At 71.8% G+C, this 15548-nt stretch carries 14 protein-coding genes; 11 read left to right on the forward strand and 3 right to left on the reverse strand.

Annotated elements, in window-relative coordinates:
• Positions 1 to 81 precede the first annotated feature (81 nt).
• The 8 genes from OG485_RS42980 to OG485_RS43015 all read left to right on the forward strand — a co-directional run bounded on the left by OG485_RS42980 (position 82) and on the right by OG485_RS43015 (position 8196).
• The gene (locus tag OG485_RS42980; RefSeq protein WP_326783024.1) at positions 82 to 411 is read left to right on the forward strand and encodes a TcmI family type II polyketide cyclase; all 330 of its coding nucleotides are present in this window, start codon (positions 82 to 84) and stop codon (positions 409 to 411) included.
• Positions 408 to 1679 carry a beta-ketoacyl-[acyl-carrier-protein] synthase family protein gene (locus OG485_RS42985; protein ID WP_328663444.1) on the forward strand — a complete coding sequence of 424 codons (1272 nt, stop codon included), beginning with the start codon at positions 408 to 410 and terminating at the stop codon, positions 1677 to 1679. The genes OG485_RS42980 and OG485_RS42985 overlap by 4 nt, the downstream gene beginning before the upstream one ends.
• On the forward strand, positions 1676 to 2890 hold the full coding sequence (locus tag OG485_RS42990; RefSeq protein WP_328663442.1) for a ketosynthase chain-length factor: 1215 nt from the start codon (positions 1676 to 1678) through the stop codon (positions 2888 to 2890). Before OG485_RS42985 ends, OG485_RS42990 begins: the two co-directional genes overlap by 4 nt.
• 61 nt (positions 2891 to 2951) lie before the next feature.
• Positions 2952 to 3221, forward strand: coding sequence for an acyl carrier protein (locus OG485_RS42995; RefSeq protein ID WP_326783021.1), 270 nt, complete (start codon positions 2952 to 2954; stop codon positions 3219 to 3221).
• A 12-nt stretch (positions 3222 to 3233) separates the two neighbouring features.
• A complete protein-coding gene (fabG, locus tag OG485_RS43000; protein WP_328663440.1) occupies positions 3234 to 4022 on the forward strand; it encodes a 3-oxoacyl-ACP reductase FabG in 789 nt (262 codons plus the stop codon).
• Positions 4023 to 4072: 50 nt separating this feature from the next.
• A complete protein-coding gene (locus OG485_RS43005) occupies positions 4073 to 5017 on the forward strand; it encodes an aromatase/cyclase (protein WP_328663438.1) in 945 nt (314 codons plus the stop codon).
• Positions 5018 to 5019: 2 nt separating this feature from the next.
• Complete coding sequence (locus OG485_RS43010; protein WP_328663436.1) at positions 5020 to 6546, forward strand: FAD-dependent oxidoreductase; 1527 nt, start codon at positions 5020 to 5022, stop codon at positions 6544 to 6546.
• A gap of 129 nt (positions 6547 to 6675) precedes the next feature.
• A complete protein-coding gene (locus OG485_RS43015) occupies positions 6676 to 8196 on the forward strand; it encodes an FAD-dependent monooxygenase (protein WP_326783017.1) in 1521 nt (506 codons plus the stop codon).
• A 150-nt stretch (positions 8197 to 8346) separates the two neighbouring features.
• Here the strand turns inward: OG485_RS43015 and OG485_RS43020 are convergent, their stop codons facing one another.
• From OG485_RS43020 to OG485_RS43030, 3 genes are all read right to left on the reverse strand, one after another.
• Entirely contained in the window at positions 8347 to 9429 is a 1083-nt protein-coding gene (locus OG485_RS43020) for a methyltransferase (RefSeq protein ID WP_328663433.1), read from the reverse strand.
• Positions 9430 to 9801: 372 nt separating this feature from the next.
• Positions 9802 to 11217, reverse strand: coding sequence for an IS607 family element RNA-guided endonuclease TnpB (gene tnpB, locus OG485_RS43025; RefSeq protein ID WP_328663432.1), 1416 nt, complete (start codon positions 11215 to 11217; stop codon positions 9802 to 9804).
• The gene (locus tag OG485_RS43030; RefSeq protein WP_328663405.1) at positions 11214 to 11789 is read right to left on the reverse strand and encodes an IS607 family transposase; all 576 of its coding nucleotides are present in this window, start codon (positions 11787 to 11789) and stop codon (positions 11214 to 11216) included. Before OG485_RS43030 ends, tnpB begins: the two co-directional genes overlap by 4 nt.
• 57 nt (positions 11790 to 11846) lie before the next feature.
• Here OG485_RS43030 and OG485_RS43035 point away from each other — a divergent pair, with 57 nt between their 5' ends.
• From OG485_RS43035 to OG485_RS43045, 3 genes are all read left to right on the forward strand, one after another.
• A complete protein-coding gene (locus OG485_RS43035) occupies positions 11847 to 12050 on the forward strand; it encodes a hypothetical protein (RefSeq protein WP_328674851.1) in 204 nt (67 codons plus the stop codon).
• A 279-nt stretch (positions 12051 to 12329) separates the two neighbouring features.
• Positions 12330 to 13808 carry an FAD-dependent monooxygenase gene (locus tag OG485_RS43040; protein ID WP_328663430.1) on the forward strand — a complete coding sequence of 493 codons (1479 nt, stop codon included), beginning with the start codon at positions 12330 to 12332 and terminating at the stop codon, positions 13806 to 13808.
• A 148-nt stretch (positions 13809 to 13956) separates the two neighbouring features.
• Complete coding sequence (locus OG485_RS43045) at positions 13957 to 15429, forward strand: FAD-dependent monooxygenase (protein WP_328663427.1); 1473 nt, start codon at positions 13957 to 13959, stop codon at positions 15427 to 15429.
• The last annotated feature ends 119 nt before the right edge of the window (positions 15430 to 15548 follow it).

Consider the following 15548-nt stretch of genomic DNA (forward strand, 5'->3'; position numbering starts at 1 on the left):
AAGCCAGTGGCGAATTCAGGCCGCCACACAGGCCGCGTTTGCACCGCGCTCTCCCGCGCACACGCTGAGGAGCCAAACCTTATGCACAGCACGTTGATTGTCGCCCGGATGGCAGCAGCCTCGTCCGTCGATGTGGCAAAGCTGTTCTCCGAATTCGACGCGACGGACATGCCCCAGCGCATGGGAACGCGGCGCCGCCAGTTGTTCTCGTACCGGGGCCTGTACTTCCACCTCCAGGACTTCGACGAGGACAACGGAGGCGAGCTGATCGAGCAGGCGAAGGGCGACCCGCGCTTCGTCGGGATCAGCCAGGACCTCAAGCCCTTCATCGAGGCCTACGACCCCAAGACCTGGCGCTCACCGGCCGACGCGATGGCCGCGCGCTTCTACAACTGGGAAGCGTCCGCATGACCCGCCGACGCGTCGTCATCACCGGAATCGAGGTGCTCGCCCCCGGTGGTGTCGGCAAGGAGAGGTTCTGGAACCTGCTGAGCGAGGGCCGCACCGCCACCCGCGGGATCACCTTCTTCGACCCCGCGCCCTTCCGCTCCCGGGTGGCCGCCGAGATCGACTTCGACCCGTACGCCCACGGGCTGACCGCGCAGGAGGTGCGCCGCCTGGACCGGACCGCGCAGTTCGCGGTGGTCGCCTCGCGCGGCGCGGTCGCCGACAGCGGCATCGAGCTGGGCGGGATCGACCCGCACCGCATCGGTGTCACCGTGGGCTCCGCGGTCGGCGCCACGATGAGCCTCGACGAGGAGTACCGGGTCGTCAGTGACGGCGGCCGGCTCGACCTGGTCGACCACGCCTACGCGGTCCCGCACCTCTACAACCACATGGTGCCGAGCTCCTTCGCCTCCGAGGTCGCCTGGGCCGTGGGCGCCGAGGGCCCCTCCACCGTGGTCTCCACCGGCTGTACCTCCGGCCTCGACTCGGTCGGCTACGCCGTCGAGCTGGTCCGCGAGGGGTCGGCGGACGTGATGATCGCAGGCTCCTCGGACGCCCCGATCTCCCCGATCACGATGGCCTGCTTCGATGCCATCAAGGCCACCACCCCCCGCCATGACGATCCGCACAGCGCCTCGCGCCCCTTCGACGGCACCCGCAACGGGTTCGTGCTGGGCGAGGGCACCGCCTTCTTCGTGCTGGAGGAGCTGGAGAGCGCCAAGAAGCGCGGCGCGCACATCTACGCCGAGATCGCCGGCTATGCCACGCGCTCCAACGCGTACCACATGACGGGCCTGCGCCCCGATGGCCTGGAAATGTCCGAGGCCATCAACGTCGCCCTCGGCGAGGCCCGCATGAACCCCGAGGCGATCGACTACATCAACGCGCACGGCTCGGGCACCAAGCAGAACGACCGGCACGAGACGGCCGCCTTCAAGCGCAGTCTCGGCGACCACGCCTACCGCACGCCGGTCAGCTCCATCAAGTCGATGGTCGGGCACTCGCTCGGCGCGATCGGCTCCATCGAGATCGCCGCGTCCGCCCTGGCCATGGAGTACGACCTCGTACCGCCCACGGCCAACCTGACGACGCCCGACCCCGAGTGCGACCTCGACTACGTCCCCGTCACCGCGCGGGAACAGCTGGTCGACGCGGTCCTCACGGTCGGCAGCGGATTCGGCGGCTTCCAGAGCGCCATGGTGCTGGCCAGCCCTGAAAGGAACCTCGTATGACCGCGTCGGTAGTGGTCACCGGCCTCGGCATCGCCTCCCCCAACGGGCTGGGTGTCAAGGACTACTGGTCGGCGACTCTTGGCGGAAAGAACGGCATCGGCCGGATCACCCGCTTCGACCCGTCAAGTTACCCCGCCCGCCTGGCGGGTGAGGTCCCCGGCTTCGTCGCCGAGGACCACCTGCCCTCACGCATCCTGCCGCAGACCGACCGGGTCACCCGGCTCGCGCTGGTGGCCACGGACTGGGCGCTGCAGGACGCGGGCGTCGACCCCGCGGAGATGTCCGGGTTCGACATGGGCGTCATCACGGCCTCGGCCGCGGGCGGCTTCGAGTTCGGCCAGGGTGAGCTGCAGAGCCTGTGGGGCCGGGGCAGCCAGTACGTCTCGGCGTACCAGTCCTTCGCCTGGTTCTACGCCGTCAACAGCGGCCAGATCTCGATCCGCAACGGCATGAAGGGCCCGGCCGGCGTCGTGGTCAGCGAGGGAGCCGGCGGCCTCGACGCCGTCGCCCACGCCCGCCGCCAGATCCGCAAGGGCACCTCGCTGATCGTCACCGGAGCCGTCGACGCCTCCATCTGCCCGTGGGGCTGGGTGGCCCAGCTGTCCACCGGCAAGCTGTCCACCAGCGACGAGCCCGCCCGCGCCTACCTGCCCTTCGACCGCGACTCCCGCGGTTATGTGCCCGGCGAGGGCGGCGCGATCCTCATCACCGAGGACGCCGACGCGGCGCGCGCCCGCGGCGCCCGCATCTACGGCGAGATCGCCGGCCACGGCTCGACGATGGACCCCAGGCCCGGCAGCGGCCGCGAGCCGGGCCTGCGCAAGGCCATCGAGCTCGCCCTCGCCGACGCGGGCGTCGACTCCGGCGACATCGACGTCGTCTTCGCCGACGGCGCCGGCGACCCCGAGCCGGACCGCATCGAGGCCGAGGCGATCACCGCCGTCTTCGGAGCCCGGGCCGTCCCGGTGACCGTGCCCAAGACAATGACCGGACGCCTGTACTCGGGCGCGGCCCCGCTGGACCTGGTCGCCGCCTTCCTCTCCATCCGCGACGGGATCATCCCGCCCACCGTGCACGTCGACCCGTGCCCGGACTACTTGCTCGACCTGGTCCTGGGCCAGCCGCGCCCGGCACCGGTGCGCAGCGCGCTGGTCCTGGCCCGCGGCAGCGGCGGGTTCAACTCCGCCATGGTCGTGCGCGCCGCCGAGTAGGGCGGCCTCGTCCGCACGTACGCCACCACCCACGCAGCATCATGATGAAAGGGACTCCACCATGGCCACCAAGGCGTTCACCCTCGACGACCTCAAGCGCATCCTGAAGGAGGCCGCGGGCGTGGCCGAGGGCGTCGACCTGGACGGCGACATCCTCGACACCGAGTTCGACGTGCTCGGCTACGAGTCTCTCGCCCTGCTGGAGGCCGGCAGCCTCATCGAGCGCGAGTGCGGCATCTCCCTCGACGAGGAGGCCGTCAACGACGCGCACACGCCGCGGACCTTCATCGACGTCGTCAACATGCAGCTCGCGCCTGCCACGGCTGCCTGAAGGGATCCGGACATGACCCAGCACGCCACCCCCAAGGTCGCCGTCGTCACCGGCGCCACCAGCGGCATCGGCCTCGCCTCGGCGCGTCTGCTCGCCTCGCAGAACCACAAGGTGTTCATCGGCGCCCGCAACGCCGACAACATCGCCGCCACCGTCAAGGAGCTCCAGGCCGAGGGCCTGGACGTGGACGGCGCGGTCGTCGACGTCCGCGACACCGCCTCGGTGGACGCCTTCGTCCAGGCCGCCGTCGACCGCTTCGGCACCGTCGACGTCGTGGTCAACAACGCCGGCCGGTCCGGCGGCGGACCGACCGCCGACATCACCGACGAGCTGTGGCAGGACGTCATCGAGACGAACCTCAACAGCGTCTTCCGCGTCACCCGCGCCGTGCTCAGCACCGGCGGCATGCGGCACAAGGACCGCGGCCGGATCATCAACATCGCCTCCACCGCGGGCAAGCAGGGCGTCGTCCTCGGCGCTCCGTACTCCGCCTCCAAGCACGGCGTCGTCGGTTTCACCAAGGCGCTGGGCAACGAGCTGGCCCCCACCGGCATCACCGTCAACGCGGTCTGCCCCGGGTACGTCGAGACCCCGATGGCCCAGAAGGTCCGCCAGGGCTACGCGGCCGCCTACGACACCTCCGAGGACGCCATCCTCGAGAAGTTCCAGGCGAAGATCCCGCTCGGCCGCTACTCCACCCCGGAGGAGGTCGCCGGCCTGGTCGGCTACCTGGCCTCGGACACCGCCGCCTCCATCACCTCGCAGGCGCTCAACGTCTGCGGCGGCCTGGGCAACTTCTAGCAGGGCCCGCCCCCACGCACCCCCCGAACACCACCTGAGGAGAACCCGTCATGACCACGCGTGAGGTCGAGCACGAGATCACCGTCGGCGCCCCGGCCGCCGCCGTGTACCAGTTGCTCGCGGACGTGAGCAACTGGCCGCGCATCTTCCCGCCCACCATCCACGTGGACCAGGTCGAGGCCGGGGGCGCCGAGGAGAAGATCCGGATCTGGGCGACCGCCAACGGCCGGCCGAAGAACTGGACCTCGCGCCGCACCCTGGACCCGGCGGGCCTGCGCATCACCTTCCGCCAGGAGGTCCCGGCGGAGCCCGTCAAGCACATGGGCGGTACCTGGATCATCGAGCCGCTCGGCGAGGCGGAGTCCCGCGTCCGGCTGTTGCACGACTACAGCGCCATCAACGACGACGCGCACGACCTGCTGTGGATCGCGCAGGCGGTAGACAAGAACAGCACCTCCGAGCTGGCCGCGCTCAAGGTCAACGTCGAGGCGGCGCACGCCGCGGAGACCGAGGAGCTGACCTTCTCCTTCACCGACACCGTCCAGGTCGCGGGCTCCGCCAAGGACGTGTTCGACTTCATCAACGAGGCCCAGCTGTGGGCCGAGCGGCTCCCGCACGTGGCCGTGGTGCGCCTCGAGGAGGACACCCCGGGCCTGCAGGAGCTGGAGATGGACACCCGCGCCAAGGACGGCTCGGTGCACACCACCAAGTCGTACCGGGTGGTCTTCCCCCACGACAAGATCGCCTACAAGCAGGTCACCCTGCCGGCGCTGATGACCCTGCACACCGGCGAGTGGACGTTCGTCGAGACCGACGAGGGCACCGCCGCATCCTCGCAGCACACCGTCAGCCTCAACACGGAGAACATCGCGCGCATCCTCGGAGACGAAGCCACCGTCGCCGACGCCCGCGCGTACGTGCACACGGCGCTGTCCACCAACAGCTGCGCCACCCTCGCGCACGCGAAGGCCTACGCCGAGTCGAAGGCCTCCTGAGCATGGCGCCCGACCTTGCAACGGGCGGTGCCGAACCGGCACCGGGCGGCGCGGGCCGCCCGGACCGGCTCGGCACCGAGGTCCTGGTCGTCGGTGCCGGACCCGTCGGGCTGATGCTCGCTGCCGAACTCGCACGCGGCGGCGTGGACGTGGTCGTGGTCGAGAAGCGCAAGGCCCCGTCCACCGAGTCCCGGGCCTCCACGCTGCACGCCCGTACCATGGAGATCCTCGACGCGCGGAAACTGCTGCCCGACGTCGGCACGCCGCCCCACGAGCCGCGCGGCCACTTCGGCGGCCTCCCGCTCGACCTCACCCTGCCCAGCACCCACCCGGGCCAGTGGAAGGTGCCGCAGACCAAGACCGAGGCGGTCCTGGAGGAGTGGGCGATCTCGCACGGCGTCAACATCCGGTGCGGCCACGAACTGGTCGCTGCCGGCGAGGTCGGCGAGTACGTCGAGGCCGAGGCCGTCGGACGGGACGGAGTCCTGCGGCTGCGTGCCCGCTACCTGGTCGCCTGCGACGGCGAGGACAGCACCGTACGGCGGCTGACCGGGGTGGACTTCCCCGGCCACGACGCCGGCCGGGAACTGCTGCGCGCCGACATCGAGGGCATCGACATCCCCAACCGGCGTTTCCAGCGCCTGGAGCGGGGGCTGGCCATCGCCTGGCGCAACGACAAGGGCGTCACCCGCGTCATGGTCCACGAGTTCGGCTCGACGGCCGGCCCGCGCACCGCGGACGCTCCGTTCGAGGAGGTCGCCACCGTCTGGAAGCGGGTCACCGGAGAGGACATCAGCGGCGGTACCCCGCTGTGGGTGAACTCCTTCGGCGACGCCTCCCGGCAGCTCGCCTCCTACCGGCACGGGCGCGTCCTGTTCGCGGGGGACGCCGCCCACCGGCAGATGCCGGTCGGTGGCCAGGCCCTCAACCTCGGTCTGCAGGACGCCTTCAACCTCGGCTGGAAGCTCGCGCTCACCGTGCGCGGGCTGGCTCCCGAGGGCCTCCTCGACACCTACCACGAGGAGCGGCACGCGGTCGGCCGCCGGGTCCTGGCGAACATCCGGGCCCAGGCCCTGCTGCTGCTCGGCGGCCCCGAGGTGGAGCCGCTGCGCGCGCTGGTGGTCGAGCTGACCGGCCTGGAGGAGGCACGGGCCCACCTGGCCGGGATGATCAGCGCACTCGACGTGCGCTACCCGGTGCCCGGCCCCGCGCACCCGCTGCTCGGCGCCCGGCTGCCGCACACCGTCGTGCGGTCCGGCGGGCGCGAGCGCGGCAGCACTGCCGAGCTGCTGCGCGCCCGCGGCGGTCTGCTGCTCGACGTGGACGGGACCGGCGTACGGGTGCCCGCCGGCTGGGCCGACCGGGTCACCGCGGTCGCCGGCGACCCGGAGCCCGGCTCGCTCCCCGGTGAGCCGGGGGCCGTTCTCGTACGGCCCGACGGCCACGTGGCGTGGGTGGGCCGGGACGAGGTCGGGCTGGCCGAGGCGCTCGACCGCTGGTTCGGCCCGGCCCGCCCACCGACCCCCTGAGCGTCCCCGGAGCGGGGGCACGTCCGCAATCCCCCCCACGATTGCGTCCCCACATGTACGTCCGCACCCCGCCGCACACCCACGCACAACCCAGTCACCAGTGATCCCCACTGTCAGGAAGGACAGCCCATGCAAGGGAGCGAAGGGACAGCGGCGGACACCGACGTCATCGTCGTCGGCGCCGGCCCGACCGGACTGATGCTCGCAGGCGAACTGCGCCTGGGCGGAGCTCGCGTCGTCGTGATCGAGAAGCTGGCGGCGCCTACCGGGCAGTCCCGTGGCCTGGGCTTCACAGCCCGTGCCATGGAGGTGTTCGACGAGCGCGGGCTGCTGCCCCGGTTCGGCCAGGGCGAGACCCTCGCCACCAGCCCCGTAGGACACTTCGGCGGGGCCCAGTTCGACTTCACCGTCCTTGAGGACGCCCACTTCGGCGCCCGCGGCATCCCGCAGGGGCAGACCGAGGCCGTGCTGGAGGGCTGGGCCGCCGAACTCGGCGCCGACATCCGGCGCGGCTGGGAGTTCGTCTCGCTCGCCGGCGGCTTCCTCGACGGGGACCACGTCGAGATCACCGTCCGTACGCCCGAGGGCGACGAGCAGCGGCTGCGCGCCGCGTACCTGGTGGGCGCCGACGGCGGCTCCAGCCGCGTCCGCAAGGCGGCCGGCTTCGAGTTCCCGGGCACCGACGCCACCCAGGGCATGTACCTCGCCGACGTCACCGGCTGCTCGCTGCGGCCGCGGTTCCTCGGCGAGCGCCTGAGCAACGGCATGGTGATGGCGGCCCCGCTCGCCGAGGGCGTGGACCGGATCATTGTCTGCCCCGACGGCCGGCCGGCGCACGACCGCGAGCGGACCGTCACCTTCGAGGAGGTCGCGGAAGCCTGGCAGAGCATCACCGGCGAGGACATCTCGCACGGTGGCGCCGACTGGGTGTCCTCCTTCACCAACGCCACCCGCCAGGCCTCCGAGTACCGGCGGGGCCGGGTGTTCGTGGCCGGCGACGCGGCGCACATCCACCTGCCGGCCGGCGGCCAGGGCCTGAGCACCGGCGTGCAGGACGCGGCCAACCTCGGCTGGAAGCTGGTCGCCGTGGTCCGCGGCGACGCCCCCGCGGCGCTGCTGGACACCTACCACGCCGAGCGGTGGCCGGTCGGCCGCCGCCTGCTGGCCAACACCCGTGCCCAGGGGATCGTCTTCCTCGGCGGCGCGGAGTCGGACCCGCTGCGCGAGCTGTTCGGCGAGCTGGTCCGGTACGACGACGTCAAGCGGCACCTGGCCGGAGCGGTCAGCCACCTCGACATCCGCTACGACCTCGGCGCAGGTGAGGACGCCCACCCGCTGGTCGGCCGCCGGATGCCGGCGCGGCTGCTGGTCGGCGCCGACGGCGAGCAGCGCACCACGCGACTGCTGCACCTGGGCCGGGCCGTACTGCTCGACTTCGCCGACGATGCCGGGGCGCGCCGTACGGCAGCCGGCTGGCAGGGCCGCCTCAACGTTCACACCGTGTCCGCCAAGCCGGTTGACGGCCCGGACGTACTGGTCGGCGTCCCCGCGCTGCTGCTCCGTCCCGACGGGTACGTGGCCTGGGCCGGCGAGCCCGCGCAAGGGCTCGCGGCCGCACTGGAGCGGTGGCTGGGAGCCGCTTCCGCCTGACCACCTCAGGGCGCCGCAGCCCCCGCCCCGCCGTCCGACCGGCGGGGCGGGGGCTCCGGCGTGCGGGGGGCGACGTACGGGGCGGGCACGCGGAAAGCCCCGGTTCCGCGTCGGGGGAAACGCGGAACCGGGGCAGCTCAGGGCGGCGCGTCAGACCGCGATGGCCTCCACGACCGAGACGGCCGCAGCGGTCTCCACGACCCGCTCCAGCTTGAAGCCGGCCTTCGCCACCAGCTCCGCGTACTGCGACCGGGTACGCTCCTTGCCGCCCACGAGCAGCAGCAGCCACAGGTCGACGAGCTTGCCGGAGTGCGGCCCGTCGCCCTCCGGGACCACCATCTCCACCAGCAGCAGCTTGCCGCCCGGCTTGATCGCGGCGCGCACGTTGCGGAGGATCTGCAGAGCCTGCTCCTCCGGCCAGTCGTGCACGATGTGCTTGAGGACGTACGCGTCCGCACCCGACGGCATCGGGTCGAACAGATCGCCGTCGGCCAGGGCCACGCGGTCCGCGACACCCTGCGCCGCCAGGAACTCCGCAGCGCCGTTCGCGGCGATGCGCGGGTCCGAGAGGATGCCCTTGGTACCGGGCGCGCTGTCGAGGATGCCGGCCAGCAGCCCGCCGTTGGCTCCACAGAAGTCCAGGACCGTGCCGAACTGCGAGAAGTCGTACGCGGCCACGACCGGTGCGGTCTCGGTGGAGGACATGTTGCCCATCCCGCCGATGAACACCGCACCGTATTCCGGATTCTGCATGAGGTATTCGAAGGCGCCCATTCCGCGCCGCTTCGGCAGGCTCGGCTCGCCGGTTCGCACCGAGTCCAGGAAACCGTTCCAGTCGTCCCAGTGCGTCGGGTGGCCCATCAGCACACAGAGGTCGCGCATCGTCACCGGGTGGTCGGCGCGCAGCGCGTCGGCCATCGGAGTCAGCGCCCAGAGGCCGTCGTCCTGGCGCGTGAACACGCCCTGGGAGGCGAGCAGGCGCAGCACCCGGCCCAGCGCCTCGGCATCCGCGCCGACCTCAGCGGCCAGGTCTTCGATCGGTCGCGGACCGGCCTGCAGGGCCTCGGCCACGCACAGTTCGGCGGCGGCGTACAGGGCCTGGGTCACCATGGAGCCCATGGCCAGTTCGAGCAGGGCGAACGGGGGCGGGGCCAACTCCCGGACCTGCTTCTGCAGGTCCGCCCGGGTCTTCTCCGCGGCGCGGACGACTTCGGGGGGCGGCACAGCGGGCATGTGGTTCCTCCATGGCAAGAGCGAGAACTCTGTCCCAACCGCCGGAAGGGACCCGTCCCGCCACGGTAAGGAAGAGGGATAGACCCGCCCTGGAAAGCGACTTGTACATATCTGGAGCGGGGCGGACGCCTCGCACGCCCCAGGAGTTTCGCCGCGGCCGCCGGACGGCCGGCCCAGAACTGCTCGGCGGCCACTCGACGTGGGCCGGAGACCGGTTCGTTCGGGACGAAGTACTGGGCATCCTTGGCCCGGCATCGCGTTGCGCAGTCCGACGCCCCTGGAGGTCGTCCGTGTCCGTTCGTACCGAGCCGTTGCTGAGTCCGTAGTCAGGTCTCAGCATTCCGGGCATTTCGGCCAGGAAGGTCCGTCACATCACCAGAGCGTTAGGGGCTCGGCTTGAGTACGGTCTCCCGTTTCTGTCTGCTGCTGGTGCGGCAGTGTTGTGCCACCTGCCCGCCCCGTCCCTGCCTTGCGACGGGGGCGGGTGGTGCGGGTCTTCCGGTCGGCTCCACGGGGTTTCGACACCCGGGGGGTGTCCTGGTCTCCGGCCACTCCGGTACCAGTGACTGCGGTTGCTGCGAGGGCGGCGAGGTTGCGGGCTGCGTTGTCGTCCCGGTCGATGACCAGGCCACAGGCGTCGCATTCGTAGGTCCGGATGTGCAGCGGCAGTTTGGCTTTCACTGTGCCGCACCCGGAGCAGGTCTTGGAGGAGGGGAACCAGCGGTCTGCCGCGATGATGCGGGTGGCGTGGCGCTGGCGGGTCTTGTAGGTGAGCCGGCGGCGGATCTCGCCGAATCCGGCGTCGGCGATGTGCCGGGCCAGGCGCCGGTTCTTCACCATGCCGACGACGTTGAGGTCCTCGATCACGACGGTGCCGTACTCGCCGGCAACGCTTGTGGTGAGCTTGTGCAGGGCGTCCGCGCGGAGGTTCGCGACCCGGTGGTGCACGCGGTTGCGCTGGGCGTTGGCCTTCTCCCACCTGCGGGAGGGCTTCCGCCCGGTGCGGCGGTCGGGGCCGCGTCGGCGGGAGACCGTGCGGGAGGCCCGGCGGAGCCGTTTCAGGGCGCTGTTCAGGTGCCGCGGGTTGGGCACGGTGCGGATCTCGCCGGTGCTGCCGACCGCGACGTCGGGGCGTGCGACGCGGCGGATGTCCCGCGCGGTCTCGACCTGGAAGGCGACGAGCCAGCGTCCGCGTTCGTGGCGGACGGTCGCGGACAGGATGCGCGCGGTCCCAGCCTGGACACGGGCGAGGAGCCCGGCCACGGGCTCGTGCGTACGGATCGTGCCGAGCCTGGGCAGTGTGACGTGCCGTCCGTCGGCGTCGAGGCGGATGGTGCCGGTGGTGAACCGGCAGGACAGGCGCGCCTTGTGCTTCGACTTGAACCGGGGCGCACCCATCCGGGCGCCCTTGCGCTTGCCGTTCTTCGACTTGGCGTAGTTGTCGAACGCGGCCGACGCGTTGGCGAGACCGGTGTTGTACGCCTCCTTGGAGTTCTCCTCCCACCATGCAGCGAAGCGCGGATCAGTCTTTTTGGCCTGGTTGAACTCCTTGCGCAGCGATGGCAGCGACCACGGCCGCCACTCGGTCAGCTCCGCCCCGGCGACGCCGTACGTCTCCTCGGTCCGGCGCTGCCACCAGGACGCGGTCACCCAGCCGACAGCCCAGTTGTACGCCGCGCGCGCCGCACCGCAGTGCGAGCGCAACGCGTGCTCCTGGGCGGCGTTCGGGTCCAGCGCGAAGCGGTACGCCTGCACCACGAACCCGGGCTGCGGCCGGAACTTCTTCACTCGGCGGCCTCGCCGGTCGCCACGGCCACCGCGCGGGCGGCCCGGGTCTTCGCCGCCCGCTGCCCGTACAGGCGGGCGCACATCGAGGTGAGCACCTCGGTGACGTCCCGCACCAGGTCGTCCGCGGTCTCGGCAGGGTCGAGGACGACCAGGCGCCTGCCGGACGCCGACAGCGCGGCCTCGAGGTGCTCGACGCCGAACCGGGTCAGCCGGTCACGGTGCTCGACCACGATCACAGCCGTACCCGGGTCGGCGAGAAGCCGATGCAGTTTGCGACGGCGCCCGTCCGGCCCTGACCCGACCTCGGTCACGACTTCCGCGACGGCCAGGACCAGTCCATTCGCGCCGGACACCACCCGCGCAGCCTGCCGATCCAAGTCGACCTTCTGGTCTGCTGACGACACGCGGCAGTACGCCACCACGCGTCCGGACGGCTGGACGGCCACCTCATCGACCAGCCACGTCCCGGACGGCGCCTGGCGGACCGGCACGGGCATCTTCCCGTCCTTCACCCACCGCCAGGCGGTCTGGTAGCTCACGCCCTGCTGACGCGCCCACTCCGACAGCCTCACAAAACCAAGCTACGTGAGATGTCTGACCAGAGACGACTATGAATGATCAGGAAATCCATGGCAGTTGTCGCCCCCCTCGCCGGAGACCGGCGCGCCGTGTGCACCCTGCCCGGGGACGCCCTCCTCGGCACCCCGGCCGGCGCCGCGCCCGAGCGGGCCACCGCTCCCGCCGAGGTGCAGGCCCATGCGCTTCCGCCACCGAGACGGCATCAGCGTCCATCTCTCGTACTCGACCGGCGTGCACCCGGCCGAGACCCCTGACGGGCTCCCCGCCCACCTGCGTAGCTCGTCGACGGCATGGCCGCCGAACCCGCGTTCGCCCGCGACCTGCTGACGGAGCACGGCCTGAAGGAGCTGCCGTGACCACCCTCTCCACCGCCGCGGCTGCGGCCCCGCCGCACACCGCGCACCGGCAGTTGCCTCGCGCGGGTGAGGAACGGACCTCAAGGATCGCCTGAGCGATCCTGCGGTCCCGCTGCACCGCCCCTCGACCCCCCTGGTCTTTTCTGAGGATCAACCGTCTGTATGGAGGAATCGAAAATGGCAAAGAGCGCGATCATCGTGGGCGCTGGGCCGGTCGGTCTGATGCTCGCGGGCGAGCTGCGGCTCGGCGGCGCGGACGTCGTCGTCTACGACAAGCTGCCCGCTCCCAGCGGCGAGTCGCGCGGCCTTGGGTTCACCAGCCGTACCGCGGAGGTCTTCGACCAGCGCGGGCTGCTCGGCAGGCTCGGCGACATCCGCTGGGGCAAGCAGGGCCACTACGGCGGTGTCCGCATCGACTTCTCCCTCCTGGACGAGAGCCACTTCGGCATCATGGGCCTGGCCCAGTCCGTCACCGAGGACATGCTCGGCCGCTGGGTCGACGAGCTCGGCGTCGAGGTGCGCCGCGGCTACGACCTGACCACCCTGACCGAGACCGAGGACGGCGTGGTCCTCGGCTTCCAGGGCCCCGACGGGTACACCGAGGCCACCGGCACGTACGTCATCGGCTGCGACGGCGGCAAGTCCACCGTGCGCATCCTGGCCGACATCGACTTCCCCGGCGACGAGGCCACCCGCGGCATGTACCTGGCCGACGTCGTCGGCGCGGACGTGCGCATGAGGCCCATCGGCGAGCGCATCGAGGGCGGCGGCATGGTGCTGTCCGTCACCCTGGAGCCGGGTGTGGACCGCATCGTCATCCACGAGCCCGGCGTCCGCCCGCACCACGGCGAGGGCGAGCTGGAGTTCTCGGAGCTCGCCGACGCCTGGCAGCGCATGACCGGCGAGGACATCCACGGCGCCTCCGCCTCCTGGATGTGCGCCCTGACCAACGCCACCGGCCTGGCCGCCCAGTACCGCAAGGGCCGCGTCTTCCTCGCCGGCGACTCCGCCCACGACCACGCCCCGCTCGGCGCCCAAGGCGTCAGCGTCGGTCTCCAGGACGCCGTCAACCTCGGGTGGAAGCTCGCCGCCGTGCTCGGGGACCGGGCGCCCGAGTCCCTGCTCGACACCTACCACGCCGAGCGCCACCCGATCGGTGAGCAGCTGATGCGGGACGTGCACTCCATGTCGATGCTGTACCTCGCCGGCGAGGAGATGGAGCCGCTGCGCGCCGTCGTGCGCGAACTCGTCACCCTGCCCGAGGCCGCCCGGCGGCTCGCGGGCCGCGTCTCCGGCCTGCACATCAAGTACGACGTGGGCGCCGAGGGACACCCCTTCCTGGGGCTGCGGCTGGCCCCGCACCGAGCCGTCGAGCGCGCCGACGGCAGCCGTACGAAGGTCGCCGAGCTCCTGCACGCAGGCCGCGGCGTGCTCATCGTCTCGGACGGGGACGGCGGCCCGGCCGAACTCGCCGCCCGCTGGGCCGACCGCGTGGACGTCATCACCGGCGCCTGGGCCGACCAGGAGGCCGACCACCCGGGCGCCCCACAGGCCGTGCTGGTCCGCCCCGACGGCTACATCGCCTGGGTGGCGCCGGCAGGCGGCGACCTCGAAGCCGCCCTCACCCGTTGGTTCGGGGCGCCCGCGGCTGTCTGACGGCCCGCCGCATGACACCCCCCGGCCGCCCGCGCCCCCGAGGAGGGGCCGGAGCTGATCGGCCGGTACCTGCTGGTCTTCTTCGCCTGACCACCGCCGACCTGGCGCTGCCCCATGCGCGGCAGCTCTGATGTTTGAGGAGTAAGACATGGCAAAGGGCGCGATCATCGTCGGCGCCGGGCCGGTCGGGCTGACGCTCGCCGGCGAACTGAAATTGGGCGGCGTGGACGTCGTCGTCCTCGAGAAGCTCCCCGCGCCCAGCGGCGAGTCCCGCGGCGTGGGCTTCACCCGCCGCGCGGCCGAGGTCTTCGACCAGCGCGGCCTGCTGGAGCGCTTCGGCGACGTCGAATGGGCCCAGGGCCACTTCGGCGGGGTCCACATCGACTTCTCCAAGCTGGACGACAACCACTTCAGCGTCCGCGGCATCCCGCAGTTCCGCACCGAGGAGATCCTCGAAGGCTGGCTGAAGGAGCTGGGCGTCGAGATCCGCCGCGAACACGAGGTGCTCGGCTTCCGCGAGACCGAGGACGGCGTCGTTGTCGAGTACGAGGGCCCCGCCGGCCGCGGCGAGGAGAGCGCCGGCTACCTGGTCGGCTGCGACGGGGCGCGCAGCATCGTCCGCCGGCTCGCCGGCATCGACTTCCCCGGCTGGGAGCCCACCCGCGGGATGTACATGGCCGACATCGTCGGGGCGGACGTACGCCAGCGCCCCATCGGCGAGCGCGTGCCCGGCGGCATGGTCATGGCCTTCAACCTGGAGGACGGCGTCCACCGGATCGTCATCCACAACGAGTCGCTGCGGCCGCCGGAGGACAAGAGCGGCCTCACGTTCGAGACCATCGCCGACGCCTGGCAGGACATGACCGGCGAGCGCCTGCACGACGCCGAGGTCCGCTGGATCAGCTCCTTCACCGACACCACCCGCCAGGCCGCCCAGTACCGCAAGGGCCGGATCTTCCTGGCCGGCGACGCCACCCACATCCACATGCCGGCCGGCGCGCAGGGCATGAGCGTGGGCGTGCAGGACGCGGTCAACCTCGGCTGGAAGCTGGCGGCCACCATCAACGGTTGGGCGCCCGAGGGCCTGCTCGACACCTTCCAGTCCGAGCGGCACCCGGTCGGGGAACTGCTCATGCGCAACACCCGCGCCCAGACCAAGCTCTACCTCTCCGGCGAGGAGATGGAGCCGCTGCGCGCGGTCATGCAGGAACTCGTCCAGGACGTCGCGGTGGCCCGCCACCTGGCCGGCCAGGTCTCCGGCCTCGACGTGCGCTACGACATCGGCTCAGGCAGCCATCCGCAGCTCGGCCTGCGGCTGCGCCCCGACACCCCGCTCAAGCTCACCGACGGTAGCCCCGCCACCGTGCGGGACCTGCTCAAGCCGGCCCGCGGCGTGCTGTTCGTGACCCCCGCGGCGGCCGACTCCGACGCACTGCGCGCCACCGCGGCGCGCTGGGGTGACCGGGTGGACACGGTCACCGGCGACTGGGCCGAGGGCGAGGGGGCCGTGTCGGACGCCCCGCACGCGCTGCTGGTCCGCCCCGATGGCTACATCGCCTGGGCCGCCCCGGACGAGGCCGGCCCGCATGAGGCGTTGGAGCGCTGGTTCGGAGCCGTCTGAGCGAGTTCTTCAGCGCTGATCTGCTGTGTGGGCTGATCTCCCCGTTCGAGGAATGTGAAGAGCTGTCGGCAGATTGCACGCTTGAGGCAGCGTCCGGAGCGCGGCCCCAACACCCAGGC

It is taken from the genome of Streptomyces sp. NBC_00328 (assembly GCF_036139655.1).
Lineage (GTDB): Bacteria > Actinomycetota > Actinomycetes > Streptomycetales > Streptomycetaceae > Streptomyces.

Bases quoted from the DNA above. Each gene is read 5' to 3' on its own strand.
- OG485_RS42980 (WP_326783024.1), top strand. From the start codon at position 82: ATGCACAGCACGTTGATTGTCGCCCGGATGGCAGCAGCCTCGTCCGTC.
- OG485_RS42985 (WP_328663444.1), top strand. From the start codon at position 408: ATGACCCGCCGACGCGTCGTCATCACCGGAATCGAGGTGCTCGCCCCC.
- OG485_RS42990 (WP_328663442.1), top strand. From the start codon at position 1,676: ATGACCGCGTCGGTAGTGGTCACCGGCCTCGGCATCGCCTCCCCCAAC.
- OG485_RS42995 (WP_326783021.1), top strand. From the start codon at position 2,952: ATGGCCACCAAGGCGTTCACCCTCGACGACCTCAAGCGCATCCTGAAG.
- fabG (WP_328663440.1), top strand. From the start codon at position 3,234: ATGACCCAGCACGCCACCCCCAAGGTCGCCGTCGTCACCGGCGCCACC.
- OG485_RS43005 (WP_328663438.1), top strand. From the start codon at position 4,073: ATGACCACGCGTGAGGTCGAGCACGAGATCACCGTCGGCGCCCCGGCC.
- OG485_RS43010 (WP_328663436.1), top strand. From the start codon at position 5,020: ATGGCGCCCGACCTTGCAACGGGCGGTGCCGAACCGGCACCGGGCGGC.
- OG485_RS43015 (WP_326783017.1), top strand. From the start codon at position 6,676: ATGCAAGGGAGCGAAGGGACAGCGGCGGACACCGACGTCATCGTCGTC.
- OG485_RS43020 (WP_328663433.1), bottom strand. From the start codon at position 9,429: ATGCCCGCTGTGCCGCCCCCCGAAGTCGTCCGCGCCGCGGAGAAGACC.
- OG485_RS43035 (WP_328674851.1), top strand. From the start codon at position 11,847: ATGGCAGTTGTCGCCCCCCTCGCCGGAGACCGGCGCGCCGTGTGCACC.
- OG485_RS43040 (WP_328663430.1), top strand. From the start codon at position 12,330: ATGGCAAAGAGCGCGATCATCGTGGGCGCTGGGCCGGTCGGTCTGATG.
- OG485_RS43045 (WP_328663427.1), top strand. From the start codon at position 13,957: ATGGCAAAGGGCGCGATCATCGTCGGCGCCGGGCCGGTCGGGCTGACG.